Source organism: Hominimerdicola alba, from assembly GCF_900109655.1.
GTDB lineage: Bacteria > Bacillota > Clostridia > Oscillospirales > Ruminococcaceae > Hominimerdicola > Hominimerdicola alba_B.
In genome coordinates, this window is the sequence record NZ_FOAT01000012.1 from 98,915 (window position 1) to 123,215 (window position 24,301).

Here is a 24,301-nt window from a genome sequence, read left to right on the forward strand (position 1 = left end):
GCCTTATGCACTCTTACGCCGTTTAAGGTGCTCGATTATAGGCTTGATGTCAAATATGGTTACTGTTTTCTTCTCAGCTGCTTCATGGTTCTTGATGTACTCCGTGAACTCCGCTGACTGCTTAGCTAGCCGCTTTCTGGTTTTGGTGAGTGACTTTTCCAGTGCCTGCACCTTTGCATCATATATGAGTATGGTGATCTGCACCGCTGTGTCAAGCAGCAGCCAGTAATACCCACGTGCACTTCCTGTTACAAGCTGTGTGATAACAGCGAAGTAAAGGAAGCCCTCCCATATAAAGGCGAATATTGCCGCCGCCATTTCGTCACTGATTTTCTTCCGTTTCATACTGCACCCGCTTCCTCCCAAGCTTTGTAGAGCTTCAAGCCCTGAATTGCTATCCAGTCCACCATTTCCTCATTTGTTGCCCAAGCTGAGGTACTGTCTGAACTGTCCCAAAGCCCGCTCTCATAGAAAAATGCGTGAACTATCTCGTGTCTGAGTACTTCCCTGAGCATCGATATGTCAGGTTCAAACTCATAGTCGGTACGAATAACGATAAGTTTTGTGTGTGGGTTACAATATCCGCTCAGTCCGTCAAGTTCCTTATCGTTCTTACTGTTCCTCTGTTCGATACGGTATATCGTACCGAGTATACTAACCTGGTTCTTCATAGTTTTCAACCTCCTTGTAGTACTCGATCAGCAGCGGGTCTATGCTCGATATGCTGCGAGCCCACGCCAGAGCGACAGCCGCCGAGATCAGGATAACAATTATCAAAGCCACAGTATCACCTCATTCCTCTTTACGTTTCTTGGATTCACGTTCAAGTCTGCGGATAGTTCTCTCAGCTTCTTTTCTGCCGTTTGCAGCAGCAAGAGCACATATTGAGAAACCTAAGGGAGCACCTAAGGCGCAGCCCAGAATAAATAACGCAACTTCCGTCATGCTTTCACCTCCGAAGCACAAGTATATTATATCCGATATTTCGGTAATAATCAATTGACATTATTACCGAAATATCGGTATTATTTTCGTTTATTATTACCGTTTATTCGGTAACATATCAGACAACATATTTTCTCCGTATTCAAGGCACTCACGCAAAGTCGGGAAGTAGTCAGATATCGGTTTAGATTTGTGCCATATCATGCACACGGTCTTTTCCGGGTCGTACTCCCACGGCTTGGCACCTTCGCGCTCGATCTGATGCAGGCAGAACGTATACACCTTTGTGTCCTCTCCGCACTGAACCGAGTACTGATCGTCACCCTCGTTCTTGTACACTCCCGAGCCTGCTCTAAGCTCATCTATGATAGCTCTCCGCAGTCCGTGAGCGTGTGTGCCCTCGACTACCTCAGAGCCTTTCTTGTGTTTGGTGAGGTAGTACACATACGTGTTGCCGCCGTCCCGCTTCTCGATCTTGTACCCTTTGTTACGGTCAAAGTTCCTGACTTCCTGAATGCAGTATACATAGCCGTCAACCTCAGCTCTCCAACACATCCAGTTCTCTTCCCGGAAGAATATCCCCTTGCCTATCTTCATGTCAGCACTCCTTGTCTTTGAGCTTGCCCCAGTACGCGAGATAGATAGGATCCTTTATCTCTCCGTCTGCTTCAAGCAGCTCGGTCAGATATCCAATAGCGCTTTCTGCGCGTTTCATGCGGTACAGCACTTCATCATGCCCGATGTTCTGCCGTACTGCATAGTCACTACTGAATGTAGCTGCTTTCCGCAGCTCTTCAAGTTCCTTCTTCTGGTATTCGAGTGCCTTAGTAGCTGTGTACTTCTGGTATTCCTCGAATGTACCGAATTTCTCTGCAAATGTCATGCTGTTATCAACTCCGAGTAAGGTAAGCTCTCTATCCAGTGACAAAACTCGTGCCAACAGTCAAGCTTATGGTTCTTTCTGCTGTGGTAGATGTTTCTGAGTACAGCATAGTTCAGCTGTAGTGTAGCCCGCTGATTGTAACTGCTCGGCAGTATCTGTATGATCTGCCACCACCAAGCTTTATCCTGAGTTTCAAGATAGTTCTTGCGGTATATGTTCAGAACGCTTACGATGTAGCCAAGAACTGTGTTGTTCTCAGGCAGATGATCGTGCGAGAAGTCGTCAAGCTCAAATTCCTTAGCGTGTACCTTGTGCATGGTAGAGCAGGAATTACGGACCGTACCGACCTTGTATGTGTCCATTTCTTTCCACCAGTACATAGGAGCCGTGATATCAACAGTTACGTTTATCATGCGCATGAACTTCGAGTGATCTGAGCCTGCTTTGACAAGATTCCTCGCAAGCCTTAGATCGTTCTCGCCCAGAGTGTCGGTCACAAAGTCGCTGTCCGACTTGTCCCATGAGTTCATAGCATTTCGGGCTGAATATATGGCTCTTGCGATACCATGAACCTCTGTATTTTCAAGTTTTATCATTGTTTTACCTCTTATTGTTTAATGTTCTCGTTGTATTTTTGGCTTGTTCGGATTTCGGGATCCATGTGCAGTTTTCCGGGCAATAGTTGCCGTTTACATCAACTCGCTCAATAGTCAGTGTATCTGTGTAGCCATTAGCCAGAGCCCATTTTTCAAAGTCCTTAAACTTGTCCCACCTAGAAGTGATTGAAATTCCTCGACCTCCATAATGCGAATAATCTTTGCAGTTAGGATTTGTACACCTCTGACGCATGGACAGCCATGTTTGGTATAGTCTGGTGTGTCTCTTACCGTGTATTGTTGCTTTTTCTTTGCTGTTTTCCTTTCTATAACAGCCACAACTAACGATTTTACCACCTCTCAGGTGCCCTCCCTGAACGTCTACCACATTACCGCATCGGCATCTACACCGCCAAACTGTCTGTTTTCCGTGATTTTCTGATCTGTTGATAACTTTCAGGTACCCGAATGTTTCACCTGTTAAGTCTATAAAAACACCCAAAACACGTCACTCCTTTTTGAAGAAAGTACCCACCCAACCATCGGCTGCAAGTGGCAGTCCTGGAGCCCACGGAATAGGTGAACTCATTATCCTGACAACATCTTCAAGCATATCCTCAGCAAACGTATAGGGCTTGATATCAGCTATTATTTCATCATGTATATGGAACACAATCGGATATCCCGCAGCTTCAAGTCGGTCAATAGCTACTGCTAAGCAGTCCCTCGCTATGGCTTGTACACAGTTCTCAACGAGCTTACCTCCGTAGGTCTCAAGATCTGCGAACTGGTTCTTATCGTTGATGCCCTTGTATATGATACTCTCGCCGCCGAAACGATTAGTACCTATTCTCGGGCTTACGTAGTACAGCTTACGTCCTGAGGGGAGCTGCACCGTCATGAAGTAGGTTCCTGCCCGGTTACGTTCAAGAGCAAATGTGCAGCACTGCACCTTTCTCATACCGCCGCCCTTGATTACCTCGATAGCTGCTGAGTTGAAGTCCCACCAGAGCTGCTGTATTCTGCTGTTACTGTCGCGCCACCTGCTGACGATATCGGGGAGCTCGTCCTCGTGCAGTCCCATGTCAAGAGCTCCCATAGCTATGAGTGCTCCCGCGCCGCCCTGGTATCCAAGAGCCAGTTCAGCGACTTTACCCTTTGCCCTGAGTGCGTACTCGGGATTGCCCTTTTTGATACGGTCAATCGGTACACCGAACATCTGCGCCGCAGATGCTTCGTAGATCTTGCCATGTGTGCGGAATACATTCAGTCTCCACTTCTCGTCTGCAAGCCATGATATAACACGTGCTTCAATAGCAGAGAAGTCAGCATCTATCAGCACATTACCCTCTTTACTGTCACAATTTGACGACACAAACGCCGTTCGTATGAGCTGTGACAGTGTATCGTACACCGAGCCATACACCGCCTGCAAGCCGTCAAGGCTCTTGTTCTTGATAAGTTCACGAGCCAGAGGGAGCGGGTCTGTGTACGTTCTCGGAAGGTTCTGCACCTGCACTAAACGTCCTGCCCAACGTCCGGTACGGTTCGCACCGTAGAACTGCAGCAGTCCTCGCACTCTGCCGTCAGGACACACACAGTTCCTGATTGCATCGTACTTCTTGGTGGAAGTCTTTCCGAGCTCCTGCCTGATCTCTAGCATTCGGTGTACATCGGGTGAATAATCTGCTTTCAGCATCGAGCTCACTGTGTCCTTACGAATGTTGTCTACATCTGTCCCTGTGTGTTCAGAGAGCCATGCTGTGAGCTGTTTACCACTATTCGGGTTATCTAATCCGGTAAGCTTTACCGCTTCATCTGTGAGCCGCTCCGTAGTTCTGGCGGCTATGTCGAGTGCTCCGTCAACTAATGGCATATCTACCGCCACACCGCGACAGTTGATAGTCAGATCAGTTACCCACTGTCGCTGCACTTCATCGGGAACAGGTATGTCGGATAATCTCCGCTCTATCTCCATTTCAGTGACAACGTCCTGCCTGTTGTACTCTTTGAACATAGCCCATTTCTCGGGGTCATGCTGCGGAAGGTTCCTTGTTCTGCCGCCGTTGGTTCTCGTTGGCTTGCATGGATTGCAGAAGTAGCGTATAAGTGCTTTACCTGTTGCCAGTTTCTGCTTATCCTCTGACAGTCCTATTGCCTTACCTGCTGCATCGAGTGATGCAGGATAACCGCAGTAAAGGGAGTGCAGCATTGTATCTCTCCATTGATCTCTCGGCAGTTCTACCCCGAGAGCCCTGCAGAAGCAGAGATACTCAAACGTAGCGTTATAAGCGTGCTTGATGATATTCGGGTCGAATAGTGCATCAATGAAGCCCTGCGGGAGCACGCTTCCGTGTGAGAAGTCCAGCACTTCCGGTTCGTTCATTTCACCCCAGAAGCAATAGGAGTTAAGCAGTATCTGGAAGTCTGGGCGCTGCACATAGGCGTGTGCGCCTGACTTCTTGATATCCACGTCCGAGTAGGTTTCAAGGTCGATCGATAAGTGTCTTATGTTTCCCATGTTACAGCTCCTTACCACAGAACGGACAATACTTTATCGGTCTTCTATCGTGTACGCTTACACTGCCATGATAGTTATATATGAGCTGAATTTCTTTCTCTTCCCAGTTGATACTGGAAGATACGTAGCTGTCATACCCCGGTTCGAGATACCCAAGTCTATAGTACTTGAAACCTTTCTCGCAGTCACAAGTCGTATGCGATTTCTCGCAGTTCTCAGCCTCTTCCGCTGTTGCATACATGGTCTTGCATACCTCGCACTCGTATCTTTGTATGTTTAATGTTCTCATGTTCTCCTCCGTGTGTATGAAAATGTGTGAGAGATAGTTCCCTCACACATATCATCACTATATCGTTGTTGCAGTGTATCAGAAAGGTGTTGCCACAGGCTGACCGGTGATAGGGTCAACATAGCCGGCAGTACTGTCAACATAACCGCCGTTAGCCATAGCCTGAGCGAAGCCACCCATAGCCATAGCCTGACCTGCGATAGGAGCCTGCTGTGCGGGCTGTGCGTAGGTCTGAGCGGGAGCAGCCTGAGCGGGAGCAGCGAAGCCGTTCATAGGCTGTGTGAAGCCCTGCTGCTGTGCCGGAGCTGCCTGAGGGATAACACTCTGACCAATTCCTGCGAAGTCAGATGCAGCAGATGCACCGCCGCTGAGTGTCTCACCGTCTCTGATTTTCAGAACGTTACCCAGTCCGCAGCCTACACCCTTAGAGCCGTGTGAATCGTAAGAGAAGAAGTTAATGGTAACTCTTGCATACATACCGCTGTAAATGTCTGTCGGAGCAAGCTCAACATTGACGTTGTCGATACCTACGACCTGAGGTTTCCTTGTAGAGGGGCTTGATGCTGTGATTACCCAGTGACCCTTGCACTCTGCACCGAAAGGTGTACCGTCTGTCTTGCAGCCGTCACCGTCATAGATCAGAGCGTTTTTCAGCTGAGGTCTTGCACCCTTCCACTTGTTCTGAACGCCGTCCTCATATGCTGCCTGAATAGAAGCATCGATATCAGCCTTTGTGGCTACGTCAGTCTTAGGTATCAGGAGAGTTACCTGGTATCTGGGGTCTCCGCCCTGCTTGTTCTGGTAGGGCTGTGCCAGATGAACATATGAAAGTCTTACCTCGCCTGTCAGTACCTTTGTTGCAATTCCGTTGTACATAGTCAATTTCCTCCTAGTTTACTTTTGATTTCCTTTGGTTTACATATATTTGTTCACATACTCTTCGAGTATCTGAGAACACTTGATTACTCTCTTGCGCCGCGCATCGAGCCTTTTCAGCTCTATGGTGTTACGCTTCTGCAAGTTCCTGAGCTTGCTTGCTCGGTTTTTGTCTGCCTGCTCAGAGCTGTCAACGATATCCTCATACAGCTCTTGGTATCTGTCGGCTATCTTGTCGCTGACCATGAGCAGGAAGTCAAGGTCAGCTTTGATAGCTTTACGCCATGCACTTATGGTGTTCGTTCCGTAGACTATATCGCTCTTAACGCAGAGCTTCAAGAGATTACGGAACTTAGATGTGCAGGAGCTCGCGGATTCTATCTCGAACACTCCCGGTGGAACTACGTCCATAAAGCCTGTGTCCCACTTTATCCGAATGGGTTCATAGGGCTGTGTAACAGGTATGTGTCCGTCACCGAGCTTTATAGTCCAGTGTGGATAGTAGTTATATCCCATTATGTCACCCCTGCAAAGTCAGCCGCTGCCGCGTTGTACGGTTCGCGCTTGTCGCTTTCATCAACGAGTGTGGGCTTACCCATAGGTTTGATGATGTAGTCAGACAACAGTGCACCGAACTGCTTCTTACCGATTACCTTTTCCAGTCCTGCAAGGGTCTTGGGCTTGTGCTCCATGAGCTGTTCATCGGTATAGCCCACATTCCGCAGAAGTTCAAAGACCTTAGCTTCATCGGAGAATGCTCTTGCGCTCTTGCCTGCCACTACCTTGAAGCCCGGCACTGTCTTACCCTCGAGTATTGCACCGAGTGCGTATTCCTGCAAATCGCTGTACCACTTCACGAGCTCTGCACCCTGTTTCAGCAGACTGCCGATCTCTTCATCGGTGAGCATATTAGGCACACCCAGAGCCGCACGAGCTTCCTGAGGGAGCTTAGCTATCTCGGGAGCTACCTTATCAGGTGTGATAAAGTCCTTGAAGTCAGCAAGAGCGGAGTTAGCATCTGCTCTAGCCTTACACTGGGCTTTACCACGACAGAACTTACACCATGCGCCGCTGTGATACTCACCCCTGCCGTTGTACGCTGCATCTGCAAGAGGTTTGATGCTTTCGCCCCATGCTCTGAGCTCGTCAACGGTCATTTCTTCCTCTGAGGGGTACTCGGAGATACGCGGCTGACAGATACCCATTGATACGGTCTTGATAGTATCACCGAAGATCGCGCCGAAGTGTTTCAGAGCACCGAGAGCGTATAACCGCATCTGAGGATTGCCCACCGCTTCAACTTTAACGCCCTTGCCGTGCTTGTAGTCGGTGATATGCAGTTTGCCGTCACCGATCATCACACAGTCACACGTACCGAAGCCCTGCGGTACATAGTCCGAGAAGTCAACTTTGATTTCCTGCACTACGTAAGGACTGTTGGGGAATGACATAGCCTTTTCCACGAGATACTCTACATAGGTCGTAGCCGTTTCAAGCATTTCGGGGTCGTAGTATTCAGCCCTTTTCAGCTTGGCAAGTTCAGCGTTTATCTTCTTCCTGTCGAGGTTTACACCGAACTTGCGCTTAGCGTATATCTCGCATATCGAGTGTGCCAGTGTGCCTTCATCTGCATATGCACTCGTTGTCTTGGGGAACTGCGCTTCAAACGAAGGAGCCGCCGTGCAGTTCAGCCACCGGTGAGCACTTGATGCAGACAGAAAAGCGTGTGTGCCTGCCATATCAGATCACCGCCCCGAGTGCTGTTATCTTAGCTGCGAACTCGGGCAGCTGTTCAGCGGTAAGGTGTACCACCGAGGGGGCACCGAAGTTCTGCAGGAGTGCGAGCATTTCTGCCATTTTACCCTGCTCTACAAGTCTCGCTGCTGCGGTGCACACTCTGCTGCGGTATGCTTCATCGATTGCAGGAGCAGGGGCGGGAGCAGGTGTTGTGGGTGCTGTCTGCTGTGCTACTGCAGCGGGTGTGGGTGCTGCCTGCTGTATCTGGGGCTGTGCCTGAGCAGTTGCAGCAGGTGCAGGTGCTGTCTGCTGTATAGGTGCTGTCTGCGCGGGCTGTGGTGCGCTCTGCGCTACGTTAGCCGCGGGAGTAGTAACATTACTCGGTGCGGTCTGCTGTGCCTGTATGGGGGCTGTGCTTTCGTTCTGCGCTATCTGTGCAGGCTGTGCATTAACTACCTCGATTGTCTGAGGTGCCTGCACTCTGGTGAGCACCGCACTGAATGTCTCGGTGAGCTTGTTGATTGCTTCCACGATCGCGGGAGCGTTGATGTTAACTGTTACGTCCATTTCTGATTTCCTCCTGTTTTTGGTTTGTTTAATCTATCGCAAGGATATCTGCAGGCTCTATCGCTAGTACCGTGCATAGTAAGCGGAAGCTGCCGACTGACATCTCATCGGGACTGTGATACCATCGTGATACGGTCGATCTGTTCACTCCTAGCCGTTTAGCGATATCCGCCTGAGTATATCCTTTGCTTATCTGTGCAGCCTTGAATGCTCTGCATATCTTCACTGCACGTGTGATCTTCTTAGCAGGCATTCATCACACCTGCCTTAGAACATAGCTCCGAATGATACGGAGTAGTCTGCGCCGCCGTACTCGAATGTTATAGCGGCATCGTTACTGTCAGCCCTGAGGGACTTGATCTCGGCACAGCTGCCGAAGTTCTCTTCTATCGCAAGTATCATGCTCTGCAGAAGTCCTATCACTTCTACGCCTTTAAGGGCTTGACATTTCTCTGAAAATGTGTTATTCTTTATAGGTGCAGAGTTGTTCTGCACAGTGTTATTCTTGTTCTCGGGCTCTGTCGCAGTTGCAGCTGTGGCGGGCTCTTTTTCTTTAGTAGGCTTCTTAGCGGGCTTTACGGTTTCCTTAGTGGTTTCCTTTGTGGTTTCCTTAGCAGTTCTCTTGGTGGTAACATCAACACCTGTTATCGCGCTTATCGCACCCTTAACTGTCTTAGGGTCAACGCCGAACTTCTTAGCAGTAGCACATATGCTGTGTCCGCTCTGGTACCATTCAACCATAGCCTGCTTGGTCTGTGCGGAAGGTGCGTAACCTCTGCCCCGCTTCTTGGCTTTCAAGGCATTTCTCTCAGCTACGAAGTCTGTGACTGTCTGCCTGTCAAGTCCTGTGTCGATGAGTATTTCATCTATACTCATGCCTGCTGCATTCATAGCAGCGACTTGGTTTTTCTGTTCGTTGGTCATTTCTCACTATCCTCCTATGATGCTGTCCTGGTAAGCTTTAAGAGCTGCAAGCCCCTCATAGCCACGTTTCAGGTCTGCGTAGTTAACTTTTTGTTTCTTCTCCGGTACAAGTCTGCGGTAATCTACCTCACCGACCGAACCAAACTCATATTCAAGCCCGAACTTAGCAAGTTCTTTCTCGGGCTCTCTCGGCTGTTCTTCTTCCAGAGCCGCTTTCAGTTCCTGCAGTCGTTTGTCACCAAGACCGAACTCTGAGCAGGTCTGAACAAGTGCTAACTTGACGTTGTTCACGAGAACTAAGATGTTCTGAGGAGATCTGATGCTCGGTGAGTTACGCTTTACGAACTCGGTGCACCACTGGGTATCAATGCCGTATTCTTCACACCATTGTTCTAGCTTGTAGTCGTAAGCATCTATCGCATCAAGCTTGTTGGTCTCCGTGCAGTTCTCTTTGTAGGCTGATAACCATTCGGTTATGCGCTTTGGATAGAACTGCTTCGGAAAGGTTTTGTTGAGTGCTAGCATTATGCGGCAGAGGTTTCGCACGTTCTCGGTCATGCAGTTGTAAAGGATGCGATTCTTATGAAAATCTTTTATTTTCCGATTCGTCATCGTCCTCGCCCTCCGCATATAGAAGATCGCAAAGTATCGCGATTCGTTCATTGAGCGTTGCTTCTCTACCGGTTTTCTTCGGAAATTCGATTGAGCCTAACACTCCGACACAAAGTGCTTTCAGTTCCAGGAGCAGGTCTTTTGTTGAGCCTTTAATCGAAAGCTGTACAGAAGCGCCCCCGTTGAACAGTTCTGATTTTGCTTTTAGCATGGTTTAATTCTCCTTTCGGTTTATATCAGTTGCAAAATGCAACTTACTGGGCAAAAAAATATAAGCCGAAGTCGCCCGCTTCGATGTTGAGCAGCTCTGCCAGTTTTTCTGCTTCATTCAGATCAAACGGTCTTACGTTGTTGATCTTCTGATTAGCTGTAGGCTGCGCGATTTCGAGACATTTAGCGACATCTGCTTGCGTAATCTCCAACTCTTTCATTCTGCCTTTAATCTTGTTTGTGTTTACCACGATTACCACCTGCCTTTCTGTTTGCGTTGCGTTTTGCAACTTTCTATGCTCCTAATATACCACACATTTTTCGATTTGTCAATAGCATTTTGCAACTTTTTTTTTATTTTTTCAAAAAAGATATTGCGTTTTGCAATTTTTTGTGTTATAATGCTTATAATGAAAGGGGGTGAACCTAGTGGAAAAGAACGTTGAAATAGGCAAAAGAATAAAGAAGCGCCGTGAAGAACTCGGCATGACACAAGAAGCACTGGGCAGTCCTTTAGGCTTCAACAAGTCTACTATCCAGAGATATGAAGCAGGGAAAGTTGCCAAGATCAAGCTGCCTATACTTGAAGCTATGGCGCAGCAGCTTAACGTCAGCCCTGAGTGGTTAGCCTTGAAGTCAGATGATGTAGGTGAGTACCACGGAGCTCCTGATAATCTACCGGAAACGAAAGTCAGCTCTAACGTTGCTGCTGTTCTTCCGCAAGAGAAAATTCACATGATACCTGTTTTCAACAGCGTTGCAGCAGGCTTCGGAGCTTACGCAAGCAGCGATATAGTGGAATACATTCCGCTGTATATTGAGAACGACTTCGATGTAGAGGACACGATCTGCATCACAGTCCGCGGACAATCCATGTACCCGAAGATAGAGGATGGTGACAGAATAGTTGTCCGAAGGCAGGAATGTGTTGACAATGGCAGGATAGCTGTTGTGATGATCGGTGACGATGCCGTTGTCAAGCGAGTGAACTTTGACGGAGAGCGGTTAGAGCTCACTTCATTCAATCCTGAGTACCCACCAAGAATACTTCAAGGTGCGGAGCTCGCCAATGTCAAGATAGTTGGACTTGTTCAACAAGTCATAAAAGCTTTATAGTTAAGAAAATCTGAACAATGAAAGAATTATAGGGAGGTATCTTTATGATGAAAAAGTATTTTGCAGTTATTATTTTAGCGTGCTGCCTTACGGCGTGCGGTTCGAGCACCGGTGCTGCCGATAAGCAGCAGAGCACGACAACAACCACAGTGACTACGACAACAGCTGCCGTTGAATCCGAGCCTGATTCAGAGCCGGAGGAAACCACGACAACAACGGCTGCTGTTGAATCGGAGCCTGATTCAGAAGCAGAGGACAGCTCAAAGGCAGAGACTACAACAGCTCCTGCAGAAGAGAAACCGGAGGTCACCACGTTTAACACGGAGTGGCACCCGAGCGCATCTGCTACAAACCTTGCGATAGGTGCAGGCAGACACGTCTATGCTGCGCCCACGATAGAATCTGAGCAGATAGGCGAGATCAAAGCCGGGGACGTAGTTGTGTGCGTAGGTTACGTAAACGAACACTGGAACGTCATTCAGTGGAACAATGACGTTGGCTTTATCCAGACGAACTTGTCTGACAATGTACAGATAGATGAACCGGTATATGATGAACCGGTATACGAGGATCCTTCTAACTTTGATGAACCTGTGCAGGACAATACCGCTGTCGAGGATGATGACTTCTACTTAGCCTAAGCACATCGAGAATGAAACGCAAAGGCGGGTGATATTATGGCTAAGATCGAGAAACTGCCGAGCGGGAATTACCGTATCAGAGTATACGACAGACACACCAACACCCGGAAGAGCTTCACCGCTCCGACCAAAGCAGAAGTAAAGCTGCTTGCTGCCGAATGGGAAACCAAGCGAAAAATAAAGACCTCACCGAGAGCACTAACGCTCAGTGAAGCCGTGAAAGAATATATCGAATCGAAGGAAAATGTGCTAAGCCCCTCAACAGTCAGAGGGTACATGATAATCTACCGGAACGCTCTGGGCGACTTCGGGAAGATGCAGCTGAAAGATATCACCGAGAAAGACTTGCAGAAGTGGGTAAGTGATAATGCAGCGAGGTACAAGCCAAAGGGCATACGTAACCAATTCGGGCTTGTTACAGCTACCCTCAGGCAGAACAGAATTGACTTAGATCTGCGAGCTATCAAGCTCCCTGAGAAGCAGAAGTACGAGCCGAACATACCGACCGAACAAGAGATAGCCAAGATACTGACCATTGTTGAGGGAACTAACGTGGAGCTCCCGGTAACAATAGCTGTCACCCTGGGCTTGCGTCAGTCAGAGATCGCCGCCCTCAAATGGTCCGACTATGACGGACAGTTCCTGTGCATTCATGCCGCGAAAGTTCCTGACAAGAACAATAAGCTTGTGGAAAAGGATACCACGAAGTCAAAAGCTAGTACACGAGTGCTTGAAGTTGATGCTGTGCTTAAGACAAGGCTCGACAGAGCTGAGCGAAAGTCTGAGTACATAAGCACCATGACACCGAACTCTGTCCTGAAACGATTCCAACAGCTGTGTGAGCAGAATGGTCTCCCTCACTTCACGATGCACGGACAAAGACACGGTAACGCTTCTCTCATGCTTGCTCAGGGTGTGCCTGACAAGTATGCTATGGAGCGTTTGGGGCAGAGCTCACCGAACATGATTAAAAACGTCTATCAGCATCTGTACGATGCTAAGAAAAAAGAGATTTCGCAAACCATGTCTGCAAAGTTCTCGGAGATACTGGACACGAAACTGGACGCAGACGATGAAAAATAGGGATTCTGCGAGGTTTAAAGCCTTATACGCGAGTTTTCGAATCCCTCCTTCTCCGCCAACCTATGAAGTCAAAAAAGATGATTTCACTTAAAAGCGCGTATTTACGCGCTTTTTTGTTGCCCTGAAACAGAAATTTTTTATATGAAAACCGAAGATGATTTTTGGTATAAAATGCCTTTGGACAGGATTCGAACTCTTTTTTGGAGCGTTTTCTGAAGAATAAAAGATTTTTTTTGAAGGGAAACAACTCAAATTTACATCAAAAAGTTTCACAAACTTTTCAGCCCGAATTTGGTGCTTTTCACGAAATGTGAAAACACCGGATTCGGGCTTTTTTAATTTTAACATTTTAAAGAACGGAGGTGAAAGAATGCCGGGAAATTTTGATGGGATAAAAAATAGAAAATTTGGTATCGAGATCGAGATGACTGGTATAACAAGGTGCGAAGCTGCTAAAGCCATTAAAAAAATTCTTGGGGGTGATATAGATCATGTGGGCGGCACCTACGACAAATACACTGTCGGTGATGACAAAGGAAGAAAATGGCAGATAGTCTTCGACAGCAGTATCTATGCCCGAAAGAAAAACGGAGATCTTGCCAGTGACTATTATAAAGTAGAGCTTAACTCCCCTGTGCTTGAATATGAGGACTTCGATCTGCTTCAAAGTGTCATTCGTGCTCTGAGAAAAGCAGGAGCAATAACAGGACCTGATTATGACTGCGGTACTCATATCCATATTGATGCATCGGACTACACGCCGCAGCAGATAAGAAACCTTGTCAACTTGTGGTCAAGCAAAGAGGATTTCTTGTGGGACGCTCTTCAGGTATCATCCACAAGATCAAACTACTGCAAAAAGATCAACCGAACTTTTGTTGAACAGCTAAACAGAAAAAAGCCAAAAACTCTGGATAAGATCAGTGACTTGTGGTATGCCGAGACTTCAAACAGCCGTTATAACCACTACAATCCGACTAGGTACCATGCTCTTAATCTGCACTCGTTCTTTCAGCATGGTCATTATGAGATGCCCAGTTGTCATTATCATTCATAATGCCGAGTTCATCAAGGAAAGTTTTTCTAGGGATAGTAGTAACTTTACCGTAGCTTGTATCGGGTCCGAGATACATAGTGATCTCATCGGCTATAACATACAAGTCCCAACTATATTTGAGCTCTATGTCAGGCTTGACATAGGAATTGCCTTTTACGGTAACAGTTACAGCGTTTTTGATAGCGTTAGCTGTATCCCATTTACCGTTCACTCTTGCGGCGATTGCTACTTTGTAAGTCATGCCAGGGGTAAGGTTTTTGGGAGAAGTGTAAACCGTACCAGTTATATTCTGATTCTGCACTCTCCACTTGCCTGCAAGATATACAGCTATACCGTATCTGTCAGCACCTTCGACTTTGTCCCATGTAAATCTTACTTGACGATATTTCTCACTGTATTCAACTTTGATGTTTGTAGGATAGGTAGGCTTTGTTTCTTCTTCGATAGGTAAGCGCTTGTAAGTGTTTTTACCGCTGTTTTCGATAACTGCATATTTACCGTCACCGCTGATGATATTTTTGGGATCTTTAGCGTTTACCCAGCCTTCGCCGTTGGGTAGTTCGGCCATTCGGGGTATGTTGGTAAATTTATCACCTAGAGAAATGGTATTTAGCTCGGTACAAAAATCGAACATATATTCCATGTTTGTGACATTTGAAGTATCAAATCGGCTCAGATCCAAAGCAGGCAGTATGGTACAGCCGGAGAACATATGATTCATACTTTTAACATTGATTGTGTCAAAACTGCTCAGATCAAGTGATGTCAGACCGGAACAGCCGTAAAACATAGATGCCATATCTGATACCTTGTTTGTATCAAATCCGCTAACATCGAGCGTAGTCAAACCAGAACATTTCCCGAACATATAATACATATTTTCAACATTGCTTGTATCAAATCCACTTACATCAAGCGTGGTCAATCTATTACACGAAAAGAACATATCTACCATATCTGTTACTTTGCCTGTATCAAACAAACTTACATCAAGAGATGTCAGACTTGTACAGTTACCAAACATACCACGCATATCAGTTACATTACTGGTATCAAATCCGCTCAGATCAAGTTCGGTCATGGCGGAACAACCCAAGAACATGAATCTCATATCTTCGACACTGCTTGTATCTGCATATGAAAGATCGATAGAAACACAATTGATATAATTATAAAACAGTTCGCTGCTATCTTCGGGAAGAATTGTACCCTTTTCAGCGACCACCGATTTGACTGTATCCTTGTAATTTCTGCTAAAATGTCTTAATGTATAACGTTCTACAGTTCCTCTTAGCGTTAGCGCGCCTGTCGCTTCATCAAAATAATAACAATCTGTCTCAAGATCAGCCGCCTGTGCAGTTATGCTCTGTGTTATAACAGGCGCACCATAGCTGACCGCACCCGCTGTCATACAAAACGCCATCACTACTGCTAAAACTTTTTTCATCTTCATAAATATGCCCTCCCGTTCAATTTTGTTGGATATAATATATCAATAAAATACAGAATTATTATAACACGCAGAAATACTATCGTCAATAAGTTTGACATATTTTCTTAATCATTTGTTATTTATTCATATTAGAAAAGTATATTAATGTGTATTTTTGACAGCATATAAAAATTATGTGCGAAATAATCCAAATGGGTATTGACAATGATATTATATGAAAATAATAAAGCCCTGGGAGTTTAGCTTGGTTCTCATATATAGGTTTTACAAGAAGTACTTACAACAGATCATACTTCATAAACCTTTCATTGTGTGTGAATCCGCACGACTCGTAAAGCTTCATACCTTGTTCCGAGGCAGTGATATGAATGGTACCTATTCCATTTCGCCTTGCCCAGCGAATGACATACCCTAGCAAGCACTTTGCAATTCCGCGTCGCCGGAATTCAGGTGCAATATACATACTCGAAAGCACTCCTATCTTACCGGTCGGATTAGCAGAATAGGGCGGCTTTTCGGTTAGTGTCAGCCCGACTGTACCGATCACATTCCTGCCACTCATCGCAATCCACATACGGAATGTTCCGTTCCCGAATGCACGCTCATAGAAAGCGCGTATCTCCGGTGCTAAGGTAGCTGCATTTACATCGCCTTCTTCGATCAGCTGTGCAATACGCAGCTCTATCAGAAGATCTGTCAGCTTCTCGCCTGCCATGCCGAGACCGTTTTCATTATACCTCGTGACCTGATTGATATATATGCCATTTTTACGATATGCGATCTTATCATGCAATCCCTCAATCATCCAGTCAGCAAATGAGAAACTGCGCTCCATAGGTTTGTCATAATATGAAAGAAAGTCAAAATCAATGGTTACAACACCGCCTGCCGCCGCACCTTTACACATCAGCAGTGTATCCATTGTGCAACCCGGTGTACTAATGAAAATTCCTCCAGCGACTAGTCGCTGCTCAAACGGTTCTTCATCTTCCGCAGCTTCTGCCTCCTGCGCAAATGCCTTCCATGCTTCCGCGGAAAGCCCACCGCCGATCATCGGCAGCAAATCTCCGATTTTGGGCGCATACGGATTATTCTCACGCATTTTATCCAGCGACCAGATACCGTAATCCGGACCGATACCGCCGTTACCAAGTTCAGTGAGATAGCGTACAAAATCATTCGGCAGCGTAATATGCATCTCCTGCTCGAAAGCACGTACCTGTTCTACTGTAGCAGGCGGCGCAAACAGTTCAAACTTTGTGCCGTCACTGCGTTCATTCCCGCCGCACATCGCATATTCTTCGGCTAGCGCACGAATCTCTGCAATTGCATCCATATTTCATTCCTCCTGGTTAATTTCCGAAAGATCTGTGTTATCCCTAAACAGCACTTACTGCTTGTTTGTATATTTTTTCCTCGATATATAAATAAGGCCTCCACCAAACAATGAATACCTTGATTTTTAATGATAAAAAGATAATCTCTTAGATAAGATTTCTTATCGATTTGATAAATTCAAATCTCATTTTCACCGTTTTTAAAGTATATATGATAATGTATAAGGGCTACGAGAGTGGTTTACAGCAAGTCTTACGATATTAAGCAGTTAATTTGAGATAAATATCGCTTAACTGCTATCCCCCTTCTAAATTTGCATTATCATTATACCATAGTAATGGTGCAAAATCAATAACAGTTAGTTTGTGCGCCGTAATATACGCAAACATTCGACGATTGTTTTGTTAAAATATAGTCTTGTTTTCGATTTGACTTTGTGTTATAATTTATAGTAGGAGGTGATCTAATGAAATTCAAAAAAACGATTTCAGGACTTGCTTCAGCATTGATGCTGAGCACAAATTTAATGAACATAACGACTTATGCGGATATTTCAGAAACGAAACAGTGGGGAAATAACGCAAGTTATGTTATTGACTATGATACAGCAACGGTTACTATAACCGGACATGGAAAACTTTTAAACACTGATGCTGCAGGAAATTACGATTCACCTTTTAAAGGTGATACGTTTATTGAAAAAGTCGTTATCAGTGAAGGCATTACTTCACTATGCAATAATGCTTTTAACGGCTGTGCAAATCTAAAGGAGGTAGATCTCCCCGATAGCCTTGAATTTATAGGCAGAAACGCATTTACCGGGACTGAACTGTTTAACAGCCAGATAAAGGAAAAATCTAATGAGTTAATAATGGTAGATAACTGGGTAGTTGATTTTTCAAAGAAAGGTGAAGATATTACTGAACTTGTCATTCCGGATGGATGTGTAGGAATAGGTACAGAAGCCTTCAAAAAGCTGATAGTAGGAATAGATCTTTTTTACAGAACTAAAAGTATAGAAAATATAGTTTTCCCCAATACTCTCAAATACATTAATTATGGTGCTTTTAATGAAGCTGAGATGAAACTTACAAGTCTGGAACTGCCTACTGAAAATGATCTGTATATAGACGATTATGCATTCAGTAATGCTTTTAGTGATAATGTTAATGATACTGTAAAGGCATTAGATATTGATATTCCCGGAAACGTAAAAGGAATCGGTGCCTTTGCTTTTAGTGGAAACAAGAGATTGCAAGGTGTTACTTTGAATGATGGTCTCCGTACATTATCTCATAATGCTTTTGATGGATGTTCGATATCAGAACAAGTAGTTATTCCTGATTCTCTTGAAAGACTGGGAAACGGAGCATTCAAGAATACACCGTTTGAAAAGCAATTTGACTCATCAGCTGAAAAGGCACTTTATCTTGGAAACTGGCTTTATAAAATCAATGGCAATAACCCATCTTATATAGGCATTCGAGAAGGTACCCTCGGTATAGCTGATTCTCCCGGGATACCCGTAACTGCCGAATTCAAGCTCCCCTCTACACTGAAATACATAGGTTCAAATGCTTTTGCAGGTCAGAAAAAAGATAAAATACTACTTCCCGAAAGCCTCGAAGCTATCTACCCAAGTGCATTTGAAAATTCCGGAATAAAAACGGTAAACTTCCCTAATGGTTTAAAATATATAGGATCAAAAGCATTTAAAGGCTGTAAAGGTTTAACTAAAGTAATTATTCCTGAAAATGTTAAATTTATAGGTGATGGAGCATTTTCGGGTCTAGTCAATCATAAAGAAAAATCAACGGTTATCATATACTCAAAGGACTGTGAAATCGAACAGATAGAATATGTAAATATATATGCTATGGCATACGCACTTGATTTCAAGTATATTTTAGGCTATAAAGGCAGTACGGCAGAAGCGTATTCAAATAAATATGCATATATAAACCCTTATTCCTATATACTAAATGAAGATACCGATTCACGTGTGTTTAAGCCGCTTATGATTGGAGATGTAAATACAGATAGTGTAATAAACGTCACTGACATAACTAAGGTGGCAGCACATATAAAAGGCAAAAAGCTTCTTGATTATTATGCTCAGAAATTTGCCGACGTTAATAATGACGGCAAGATAAATGTTACTGACATAACTAAAATTGCAGCTCACATCAAAGGCAAAAAATTACTGACAGAATAAATACACGTATTTCTTCTGATAGAAAAATCTCCTATGGATCATTGTTCCATAGGAGATTTTTACGTTTAGTAAATGTCTTTAAAATTGTCTACAACTTTTTCCATAATCATTTTTGTAAGGTAACTTTTCAAGGAGGCACTTGCCGGATTTATGGAAGGCAGCCTTGAATCAGAGCTTGATTCCGAGCTTGGATACGAGCCGTATGACGTTAAGAACAAGGCTACCGACAACAGTCGTAACGGTCACAGCAAGAAAACTCTTCGTACCAGTATGGGTAAGGTTGATATTGAAGTTCCTCGTGACAGGAACGGCGAATTTGAGCCTAAGATTCTGCCTAAGAATCAGACAAGCATATCTCAGGATATGGAGAACAAGATCATCTCAATGTATGCCAAAGGTATGTCAACGTCTGATATTGAGGATCATATTCGTGACATTTACGGTCTTGAGATATCCGATACTACTGTCAGCCGCATAACCGATAAAGTGCTTCCCGCAGCCAAGGAATGGCAGCAAAGACCGCTTGAAAGCATCTATTTCCTACAGATGACAGCCTTTTCAAGATGCTGTATCTGGCTATGAAGGACATCACGAAAAAGTGGACGGGGCGTCGTCAGGACTGGAGCAGTATCTATGCTCAGCTTGTGATCTATTACGGAGACAGAATACCCGAATAATACTTTTATCTTGACAATCAAATAATCATGTGCTAATATGCAGATAAGACCGACTGCTTTCACAATCGGTCTCATCATACACTCTTTTATTGCACTATTTTTCGTTTACACAGAATTTGGGATTGACTCACTGCTGCTTTTCACTATTTACTTCATATTGTTTTTCATCTATTTCAGATCTCTGTTTTTCATTACTATTATCCCAAGTGTTAGAACCGCGCATAATGTTAACAGGCAACACAATATGCAGGCAGTATGATAATTATTCCACTCTACCATATTTGATTTTATGAGACCATTCGGATCTATTGATAATAACATCAATGCTTTTTTATCTGACTGCAGATCTTTTCCGTGATACATGATAACATTATACATTTTGTTTTCAACATACTGGCTTGCTAATATATTCAATCCCAAAGCAATCGCAAGCGCAGGTACTCTTCTTGCTGTTACTATCATGCATAAAAGAGAGATTCCAACAAATGTAGCTATAGCAACTACTGCAGAAATGTTTAGATGTATACACAGATCCAGGGAACTTTTTACACTTTCTGAGGTTATATGATAAAATTCCAGTCCGAACCTTACGAGGCAGTAGCTCAAACCTAAAACTTCGCTTGCAATATGTATCAGCATTGCCCCGACATAAGATGTAATAAAATAGCCTAGGAATATTTTAAACCTTGAATGACCTGCCAGAATTTTATTTCGCAATGCACCCGAAGAATAATCATCGCCTACGCAAAGTATTGTTACTGCAATGATTATATACGAAATATACCATAAGTGAGCTAAATAGGTCGATATTTCCATAAAGCTCCAGCCCATCCAATAATCGCTGTTTTTTCCGTGAACTTTATGCAATACGAGCAACGAATCACTTGCAACAGCATTATAGATGTTAAAAAAAGACATTAGCAAAAGGCAGATCCAATAAACTTTGCTGTGAAATAACTTATAGAAATTTGCTTTTAATAATTTTGACATGTAATTTTAGCCCTCCGATGTTTACTTCATATCCTTTTTTACAAATACAATATAACCAATAACACAGAAGAATGCCATTGTGATCATGCACCAGCCGCAGGAAGGCTGGATAGCAGTTCTCAAATCAATTGCCTTATCAACAGGATCAACGAACCATCCACAGTAAAATGATGGAAGAAGCGAGTCTATAATAATGTATAGTTTATGTGAGAACTCACTTATCTCACTATCATCAAGTCTGGCATATACACTTAAATTTGCAGAATAGCATAGACATATTATCAAATCACCCAAAATTGCAGCTACCATACCTATAATACGATTTCCTGCGGCTACAATACAGAACAATGTTAATACACAAAGTGCTGCAGCAGGTGCAAGTGAACGTACCAACATGGATACGAAAGTGAGAAAATACCCGTCATATCCATATAAAGTACAGCATATACCATAACAAACTACCGTACAGATAATATGTACTAAAAAACATTCAACAATACTTGTCAGCAGATAGCCCGTATACAATTGTATACGAGAATAACCTGCCACGAGTTTGTTACGTATAGCTCCCGATGAATATTCATCTCCTATAATCATACCAATCAGCAAAACTGCGATAAATACAAAAGAAGAAAGATGTGTAAAACATGTTTCAGGGCATTGAATAACAGACCATTTGTCATATATCGATTCTTTTACCCTACCTGAATACTCCTCGTTTTTTGTAATCATTGTCATGATATTTATAAACGGCATCAGAAGCAAAGTCAACCAAAATGACCAGCTGTGGAACATCTTGTAAAAATTTGTTTTCATAAGCTTTATCATGATTTGCTGCCTCCGATAAGCGAAATGAAAAAGCTTTCAAGATCCTCATCGTTTTCATTAACCGATATTATATCGCATCCTGATGGCATTAGTGCTTTTGTAAGCTGTGATATATTGGGCCTGCCAAATATATCAACATTATGCTCGTCTGTGATCTTATATTCAAAGCCCATATTATCCAGTACAGAAGAAAGACAGGATGAATCCGTTACCTCTATATGTGTTGATCTGCGGCATTCTTTTTCAAGTTCTTCAGCACTCATTTCACGGATAAGTTTCCCATTATCAATAAAACCATAGTGTGTGGCAAGTCTTGAAAGTTCGTCGAGAATATGCGAAGATATGAGAACAGTTATCCCTTTCTCACGATTAAGCTTGATTATCAACTCTCTCATTTCAATGATCCCCTGAGGATCAAGTCCGTTTATTGGCTCGTCCAGTATCAGCATATCAGGAGCTCCGCACAAAGCAACAGCGATACCTAGTCGTTGTTTCATACCAAGCGAGAAATTACGTGCTGTTTTTTTGCCTGTATTTTCAAGCCCGACCAATTTCAGAAGATCAGGTATACTTTTGTAGTCTGACAGACCTAAAGTCATATACTGCATTTTCAAGTTTTCATAAGCAGTAAGTCCCGGGTATATTGAAGGAGTTTCCACAACAGCACCTATGCGCTTACGCTGTTCCAGTATCTTTTTGTCATTATTCCTGACTCCGTATATTTCAAAACTTCCCGAAGTTGGCTTCTGCAAGCCACAAATAAGACGAATAAGCGTAGTTTTACCTGCACCGTTTTTTCCCACAAATCCATAAATCGAGCCTTTAGGTACATTCATAATAAAGCCATCAAGAGCAGTATACCCTCTGTATTTTTTTTCAAGTGATTCAGCTTTCAAAACATATTCCATATCGATCTTTCATTTCCTTTCGTCTGCCAAATAAGAGTTGAGTGTTACGACAATTTATTCAACCCCATATTTGCGAGTAATAACCATTTTGTGCCAATAATTGATCGTGCTTACCCTCTTCGACAATCCTTCCATCTTTAACAACACATATATTATCACAATTCATTACAGTTTTAAGTCTGTGTGCGATTATCAGAATGGTAATATCTTTGGGTAACGAGTCAATTATATCTCGGATCATCTTTTCAGATATCGTATCAAGATTACTTGTTGCTTCGTCCATGATCAGTATATCAGGTTTTCTTATCAAAGCTCTGGCAATTGCAAGTCTTTGTCTTTGTCCGCCGGAGAGATTCTTTCCGTTTGGGCTCCATCAACCAATCCATATACGTTTGCTCCTATATTGTCAACCTTGATAAGCGACCTTGCTTTTGCAATCGGAATCTTTAATCCATGATATTCAGATATCATACAAAGACAGGCCGCGCCGCAATCTTTTTCATCATGTTGCTTTATATGGGGATATTTCATTCTAATTGCTCACTTTCAAAGAACACTAATTATATATTTTTAATATGATGGACTGCTGTCAGAAAAAATATCTGACAGCAGTCCATACATCATCGCTGTGTCGATCGGATATTTATGAATTTAAACTATATACTATCCGTAGTTAGACAACTTTATTAAAACTGCATTTTATGCTGTTCTATAGTTGTAGCTTGCTTCTCCATTCCCACCAGCATGATGATAAACTATATAAGAAATATATCCACTCCACCAATGTTCTTTATAGCTTCCGCTGTGGTCACGTTCATCACCAGCTCGATAATCTTTGACTGGTAGATACTCATCTCCTGCCTCTGCCCAACCCGATCCGTAGCCGCCATTAAACGTTTTCATTTCTGATTCATTCAACTTTTTCATAATTAAACTCCTTTTAATTATATAAAATATCGAATAAAACAGCTGCAGCGCTTATTCTATAATTAATTATACACAATTTTGTTTTTGATGTCAACAGTTTAATATAATTATATTTGGGAAAATGTGACTTTTTATATAATCCACTTAATAAGGAAACGGATGCAAATTATTAATCATATTAACGTGATAATTATTCTGTTAAATTATCAAATGATTAGTCGGTTATTGAATCTGAACAAGTAGAACTTAAAGAAAAACTGCCGATGACTACTCTTCCTCCTGAAAATTCTCATTATGATTATGTCAAAACGGTTTTTGAACCCGGTACTAAACATTATGAGGAATACTGGAGAAGAAAAAGAAGAGAAAAAGAGATCGAAGAAATGAAAGCTGCTTGTGAAAGAGCCGGCTGCACATTTACTCCCGCATGATCCAACTTATCTGACCTCACTTTATGTGGGGTCTTTTCTTTTATTCAGAAAAATAAACAAAGTATATTTGAACTATGGAGTTGTTTGGAGTTTATTATACTTCTTTAGATATTGGTGGGGTAGGTGCGGAGGTTTATACGGTTCTTTCCAATGTTAGTTGACATTAAATCATTAAAGTGATATAATATAGATGTCAAATACTATCGGAGGGATGCGAAATGAATGCTGTAATCAGTTCATTGGATAGAAACTACAGACTGTGTGATACACGTATTACCGATTCAGAAATCATTTTATATATAACTTCAACTCTGGAAAAATTATGCTGCCCATACTGTGGAACGATGACCGGTAGAGTGCATTCTTATCATACGCGAGAAATACAGGATCTACCTATCTCTGACCGGAAGACAATCCTTATAGTGACCACACGTAAAATGAAATGCATAAATCCTGAGTGCAGACATAGTACTTTTG

General features: G+C 43.5%; 33 protein-coding genes and 2 pseudogenes. 8 read left to right on the forward strand and 27 right to left on the reverse strand.

The features are described 5' to 3' along the window. Positions 1–3 precede the first annotated feature (3 nt). The 19 genes from BMY75_RS12860 to BMY75_RS12940 form a co-directional block, all read right to left on the reverse strand. Entirely contained in the window at positions 4–345 is a 342-nt protein-coding gene (locus BMY75_RS12860; protein WP_074834383.1) for a hypothetical protein, read from the reverse strand. After that, a complete protein-coding gene (locus BMY75_RS12865) occupies positions 342–671 on the reverse strand; it encodes a hypothetical protein (RefSeq protein ID WP_074834386.1) in 330 nt (109 codons plus the stop codon). Before BMY75_RS12865 ends, BMY75_RS12860 begins: the two co-directional genes overlap by 4 nt. Further along, on the reverse strand, positions 655–783 hold the full coding sequence (locus tag BMY75_RS18670) for a hypothetical protein (protein ID WP_278289268.1): 129 nt from the start codon (positions 781–783) through the stop codon (positions 655–657). The genes BMY75_RS12865 and BMY75_RS18670 overlap by 17 nt, the downstream gene beginning before the upstream one ends. Positions 784–792: 9 nt before the next feature. Next, positions 793–945 carry a hypothetical protein gene (locus BMY75_RS18030; RefSeq protein ID WP_170844300.1) on the reverse strand — a complete coding sequence of 51 codons (153 nt, stop codon included), beginning with the start codon at positions 943–945 and terminating at the stop codon, positions 793–795. A gap of 96 nt (positions 946–1,041) precedes the next feature. Beyond that, on the reverse strand, positions 1,042–1,542 hold the full coding sequence (locus tag BMY75_RS12870) for a hypothetical protein (RefSeq protein WP_074834388.1): 501 nt from the start codon (positions 1,540–1,542) through the stop codon (positions 1,042–1,044). 1 nt (position 1,543) lies between these two features. Next, the gene (locus tag BMY75_RS12875; RefSeq protein ID WP_074834390.1) at positions 1,544–1,828 is read right to left on the reverse strand and encodes a hypothetical protein; all 285 of its coding nucleotides are present in this window, start codon (positions 1,826–1,828) and stop codon (positions 1,544–1,546) included. Then, the gene (locus tag BMY75_RS12880; RefSeq protein ID WP_074834393.1) at positions 1,825–2,424 is read right to left on the reverse strand and encodes a hypothetical protein; all 600 of its coding nucleotides are present in this window, start codon (positions 2,422–2,424) and stop codon (positions 1,825–1,827) included. The genes BMY75_RS12875 and BMY75_RS12880 overlap by 4 nt, the downstream gene beginning before the upstream one ends. Positions 2,425–2,428: 4 nt before the next feature. Further along, positions 2,429–2,926, reverse strand: a complete 498-nt coding sequence (locus tag BMY75_RS17715; protein WP_074834395.1) for a hypothetical protein — start codon at positions 2,924–2,926, stop codon at positions 2,429–2,431. Between the two features lie 6 nt (positions 2,927–2,932). Continuing rightward, the gene (locus BMY75_RS12890) at positions 2,933–4,945 is read right to left on the reverse strand and encodes a DNA polymerase (RefSeq protein WP_074834398.1); all 2,013 of its coding nucleotides are present in this window, start codon (positions 4,943–4,945) and stop codon (positions 2,933–2,935) included. Between the two features lies 1 nt (position 4,946). Next, a complete protein-coding gene (locus tag BMY75_RS12895) occupies positions 4,947–5,234 on the reverse strand; it encodes a hypothetical protein (protein WP_074834401.1) in 288 nt (95 codons plus the stop codon). A 78-nt stretch (positions 5,235–5,312) separates the two neighbouring features. Continuing rightward, positions 5,313–6,110: a DUF2815 family protein gene (locus BMY75_RS12900; RefSeq protein ID WP_074834403.1), complete on the reverse strand. Its 798-nt coding sequence runs from the start codon at positions 6,108–6,110 to the stop codon at positions 5,313–5,315. 39 nt (positions 6,111–6,149) lie between these two features. Then, a complete protein-coding gene (locus BMY75_RS12905) occupies positions 6,150–6,626 on the reverse strand; it encodes a hypothetical protein (RefSeq protein ID WP_074834406.1) in 477 nt (158 codons plus the stop codon). Next, a complete protein-coding gene (locus BMY75_RS12910; protein ID WP_074834409.1) occupies positions 6,626–7,849 on the reverse strand; it encodes a DUF2800 domain-containing protein in 1,224 nt (407 codons plus the stop codon). Before BMY75_RS12910 ends, BMY75_RS12905 begins: the two co-directional genes overlap by 1 nt. Position 7,850: 1 nt before the next feature. Beyond that, positions 7,851–8,414: a hypothetical protein gene (locus BMY75_RS12915; protein ID WP_074834412.1), complete on the reverse strand. Its 564-nt coding sequence runs from the start codon at positions 8,412–8,414 to the stop codon at positions 7,851–7,853. A gap of 28 nt (positions 8,415–8,442) precedes the next feature. After that, positions 8,443–8,667 (reverse strand): helix-turn-helix domain-containing protein, encoded by a 225-nt coding sequence (locus BMY75_RS12920; protein WP_074834414.1) that lies wholly within the window; start codon positions 8,665–8,667, stop codon positions 8,443–8,445. A 14-nt stretch (positions 8,668–8,681) separates the two neighbouring features. Further along, positions 8,682–9,338, reverse strand: coding sequence for a helix-turn-helix domain-containing protein (locus tag BMY75_RS12925; protein WP_074834417.1), 657 nt, complete (start codon positions 9,336–9,338; stop codon positions 8,682–8,684). 6 nt (positions 9,339–9,344) lie between these two features. Beyond that, entirely contained in the window at positions 9,345–9,950 is a 606-nt protein-coding gene (locus BMY75_RS12930) for a hypothetical protein (RefSeq protein ID WP_074834419.1), read from the reverse strand. Further along, positions 9,919–10,161, reverse strand: a complete 243-nt coding sequence (locus BMY75_RS12935; RefSeq protein ID WP_074834422.1) for a hypothetical protein — start codon at positions 10,159–10,161, stop codon at positions 9,919–9,921. Before BMY75_RS12935 ends, BMY75_RS12930 begins: the two co-directional genes overlap by 32 nt. 43 nt (positions 10,162–10,204) lie before the next feature. Further along, positions 10,205–10,411 (reverse strand): helix-turn-helix domain-containing protein, encoded by a 207-nt coding sequence (locus BMY75_RS12940; protein ID WP_002849641.1) that lies wholly within the window; start codon positions 10,409–10,411, stop codon positions 10,205–10,207. A gap of 178 nt (positions 10,412–10,589) precedes the next feature. Between BMY75_RS12940 and BMY75_RS12945 the strand changes: the two genes are divergently transcribed. From BMY75_RS12945 to BMY75_RS12960, 4 genes are all read left to right on the forward strand, one after another. Beyond that, complete coding sequence (locus tag BMY75_RS12945; RefSeq protein WP_242940239.1) at positions 10,590–11,276, forward strand: helix-turn-helix domain-containing protein; 687 nt, start codon at positions 10,590–10,592, stop codon at positions 11,274–11,276. A gap of 149 nt (positions 11,277–11,425) precedes the next feature. Further along, entirely contained in the window at positions 11,426–11,917 is a 492-nt protein-coding gene (locus BMY75_RS12950; protein WP_139199824.1) for an SH3 domain-containing protein, read from the forward strand. A 36-nt stretch (positions 11,918–11,953) separates the two neighbouring features. Continuing rightward, positions 11,954–13,000, forward strand: a complete 1,047-nt coding sequence (locus tag BMY75_RS12955) for a site-specific integrase (RefSeq protein ID WP_074834427.1) — start codon at positions 11,954–11,956, stop codon at positions 12,998–13,000. Between the two features lie 370 nt (positions 13,001–13,370). Then, complete coding sequence (locus BMY75_RS12960) at positions 13,371–14,057, forward strand: amidoligase family protein (protein ID WP_074834430.1); 687 nt, start codon at positions 13,371–13,373, stop codon at positions 14,055–14,057. Here the strand turns inward: BMY75_RS12960 and BMY75_RS12965 are convergent. Both BMY75_RS12965 and BMY75_RS17520 read right to left on the reverse strand, forming a co-directional pair. Further along, complete coding sequence (locus BMY75_RS12965; RefSeq protein WP_074834432.1) at positions 13,993–15,510, reverse strand: BspA family leucine-rich repeat surface protein; 1,518 nt, start codon at positions 15,508–15,510, stop codon at positions 13,993–13,995. The two genes, BMY75_RS12960 and BMY75_RS12965, sit on opposite strands and share 65 nt — an antisense overlap. Before the next feature lie 277 nt (positions 15,511–15,787). Further along, positions 15,788–16,846: a GNAT family N-acetyltransferase gene (locus tag BMY75_RS17520; protein ID WP_081350550.1), complete on the reverse strand. Its 1,059-nt coding sequence runs from the start codon at positions 16,844–16,846 to the stop codon at positions 15,788–15,790. A 468-nt stretch (positions 16,847–17,314) separates the two neighbouring features. Here BMY75_RS17520 and BMY75_RS12980 point away from each other — a divergent pair, with 468 nt between their 5' ends. Beyond that, positions 17,315–19,063 (forward strand): leucine-rich repeat protein, encoded by a 1,749-nt coding sequence (locus tag BMY75_RS12980; protein ID WP_074834434.1) that lies wholly within the window; start codon positions 17,315–17,317, stop codon positions 19,061–19,063. Positions 19,064–19,186: 123 nt separating this feature from the next. Beyond that, a pseudogene (locus BMY75_RS12985) lies at positions 19,187–19,600 on the forward strand (transposase); the annotation flags it as partial. Between the two features lie 308 nt (positions 19,601–19,908). Here the strand turns inward: BMY75_RS12985 and BMY75_RS18035 are convergent. The 6 genes and pseudogenes from BMY75_RS18035 to BMY75_RS13015 all read right to left on the reverse strand — a co-directional run bounded on the left by BMY75_RS18035 (position 19,909) and on the right by BMY75_RS13015 (position 23,393). Then, on the reverse strand, positions 19,909–20,730 hold the full coding sequence (locus tag BMY75_RS18035; protein WP_024858838.1) for an ABC transporter permease: 822 nt from the start codon (positions 20,728–20,730) through the stop codon (positions 19,909–19,911). A 21-nt stretch (positions 20,731–20,751) separates the two neighbouring features. Next, positions 20,752–21,558: an ABC-2 transporter permease gene (locus tag BMY75_RS12995; RefSeq protein ID WP_024858837.1), complete on the reverse strand. Its 807-nt coding sequence runs from the start codon at positions 21,556–21,558 to the stop codon at positions 20,752–20,754. Next, positions 21,555–22,466, reverse strand: coding sequence for an ABC transporter ATP-binding protein (locus BMY75_RS13000; RefSeq protein ID WP_074834442.1), 912 nt, complete (start codon positions 22,464–22,466; stop codon positions 21,555–21,557). The genes BMY75_RS12995 and BMY75_RS13000 overlap by 4 nt, the downstream gene beginning before the upstream one ends. 58 nt (positions 22,467–22,524) lie before the next feature. Further along, positions 22,525–22,830 (reverse strand): annotated as a pseudogene (locus tag BMY75_RS13005) (ATP-binding cassette domain-containing protein); the annotation flags it as partial. Further along, positions 22,773–22,997 (reverse strand): cysteine peptidase family C39 domain-containing protein, encoded by a 225-nt coding sequence (locus BMY75_RS18830; protein WP_074834447.1) that lies wholly within the window; start codon positions 22,995–22,997, stop codon positions 22,773–22,775. The gene BMY75_RS18830 and the pseudogene BMY75_RS13005, both read right to left, overlap by 58 nt. Positions 22,998–23,165: 168 nt before the next feature. Next, complete coding sequence (locus BMY75_RS13015) at positions 23,166–23,393, reverse strand: hypothetical protein (RefSeq protein ID WP_024858834.1); 228 nt, start codon at positions 23,391–23,393, stop codon at positions 23,166–23,168. 263 nt (positions 23,394–23,656) lie between these two features. On the opposite strand from BMY75_RS13015, the gene BMY75_RS18040 reads away from it, so the two are divergent. Both BMY75_RS18040 and BMY75_RS18835 read left to right on the forward strand, forming a co-directional pair. After that, a complete protein-coding gene (locus BMY75_RS18040; protein WP_170844301.1) occupies positions 23,657–23,824 on the forward strand; it encodes a hypothetical protein in 168 nt (55 codons plus the stop codon). A gap of 218 nt (positions 23,825–24,042) precedes the next feature. Next, on the forward strand, positions 24,043–24,301 hold a 259-nt coding region (locus BMY75_RS18835), incomplete at its 3' end, for a transposase family protein (RefSeq protein WP_139199828.1).

Coding starts and splice junctions, on each gene's coding strand:
- BMY75_RS12860 (WP_074834383.1), bottom strand. CDS start 345: ATGAAACGGAAGAAAATCAGTGACGAAATGGCGGCGGCAATATTCGCC.
- BMY75_RS12865 (WP_074834386.1), bottom strand. CDS start 671: ATGAAGAACCAGGTTAGTATACTCGGTACGATATACCGTATCGAACAG.
- BMY75_RS18030 (WP_170844300.1), bottom strand. CDS start 945: ATGACGGAAGTTGCGTTATTTATTCTGGGCTGCGCCTTAGGTGCTCCC.
- BMY75_RS12870 (WP_074834388.1), bottom strand. CDS start 1,542: ATGAAGATAGGCAAGGGGATATTCTTCCGGGAAGAGAACTGGATGTGT.
- BMY75_RS12875 (WP_074834390.1), bottom strand. CDS start 1,828: ATGACATTTGCAGAGAAATTCGGTACATTCGAGGAATACCAGAAGTAC.
- BMY75_RS12880 (WP_074834393.1), bottom strand. CDS start 2,424: ATGATAAAACTTGAAAATACAGAGGTTCATGGTATCGCAAGAGCCATA.
- BMY75_RS12890 (WP_074834398.1), bottom strand. CDS start 4,945: ATGGGAAACATAAGACACTTATCGATCGACCTTGAAACCTACTCGGAC.
- BMY75_RS12895 (WP_074834401.1), bottom strand. CDS start 5,234: ATGAGAACATTAAACATACAAAGATACGAGTGCGAGGTATGCAAGACC.
- BMY75_RS12900 (WP_074834403.1), bottom strand. CDS start 6,110: ATGTACAACGGAATTGCAACAAAGGTACTGACAGGCGAGGTAAGACTT.
- BMY75_RS12905 (WP_074834406.1), bottom strand. CDS start 6,626: ATGGGATATAACTACTATCCACACTGGACTATAAAGCTCGGTGACGGA.
- BMY75_RS12910 (WP_074834409.1), bottom strand. CDS start 7,849: ATGGCAGGCACACACGCTTTTCTGTCTGCATCAAGTGCTCACCGGTGG.
- BMY75_RS12915 (WP_074834412.1), bottom strand. CDS start 8,414: ATGGACGTAACAGTTAACATCAACGCTCCCGCGATCGTGGAAGCAATC.
- BMY75_RS12920 (WP_074834414.1), bottom strand. CDS start 8,667: ATGCCTGCTAAGAAGATCACACGTGCAGTGAAGATATGCAGAGCATTC.
- BMY75_RS12925 (WP_074834417.1), bottom strand. CDS start 9,338: ATGACCAACGAACAGAAAAACCAAGTCGCTGCTATGAATGCAGCAGGC.
- BMY75_RS12930 (WP_074834419.1), bottom strand. CDS start 9,950: ATGACGAATCGGAAAATAAAAGATTTTCATAAGAATCGCATCCTTTAC.
- BMY75_RS12935 (WP_074834422.1), bottom strand. CDS start 10,161: ATGCTAAAAGCAAAATCAGAACTGTTCAACGGGGGCGCTTCTGTACAG.
- BMY75_RS12955 (WP_074834427.1), top strand. CDS start 11,954: ATGGCTAAGATCGAGAAACTGCCGAGCGGGAATTACCGTATCAGAGTA.
- BMY75_RS12960 (WP_074834430.1), top strand. CDS start 13,371: ATGCCGGGAAATTTTGATGGGATAAAAAATAGAAAATTTGGTATCGAG.
- BMY75_RS12965 (WP_074834432.1), bottom strand. CDS start 15,510: ATGAAGATGAAAAAAGTTTTAGCAGTAGTGATGGCGTTTTGTATGACA.
- BMY75_RS17520 (WP_081350550.1), bottom strand. CDS start 16,846: ATGGATGCAATTGCAGAGATTCGTGCGCTAGCCGAAGAATATGCGATG.
- BMY75_RS12980 (WP_074834434.1), top strand. CDS start 17,315: ATGAAATTCAAAAAAACGATTTCAGGACTTGCTTCAGCATTGATGCTG.
- BMY75_RS18035 (WP_024858838.1), bottom strand. CDS start 20,730: ATGTCAAAATTATTAAAAGCAAATTTCTATAAGTTATTTCACAGCAAA.
- BMY75_RS12995 (WP_024858837.1), bottom strand. CDS start 21,558: ATGATAAAGCTTATGAAAACAAATTTTTACAAGATGTTCCACAGCTGG.
- BMY75_RS13000 (WP_074834442.1), bottom strand. CDS start 22,466: ATGGAATATGTTTTGAAAGCTGAATCACTTGAAAAAAAATACAGAGGG.
- BMY75_RS18830 (WP_074834447.1), bottom strand. CDS start 22,997: ATGAAATATCCCCATATAAAGCAACATGATGAAAAAGATTGCGGCGCG.
- BMY75_RS13015 (WP_024858834.1), bottom strand. CDS start 23,393: ATGAAAAAGTTGAATGAATCAGAAATGAAAACGTTTAATGGCGGCTAC.
- BMY75_RS18040 (WP_170844301.1), top strand. CDS start 23,657: ATGACTACTCTTCCTCCTGAAAATTCTCATTATGATTATGTCAAAACG.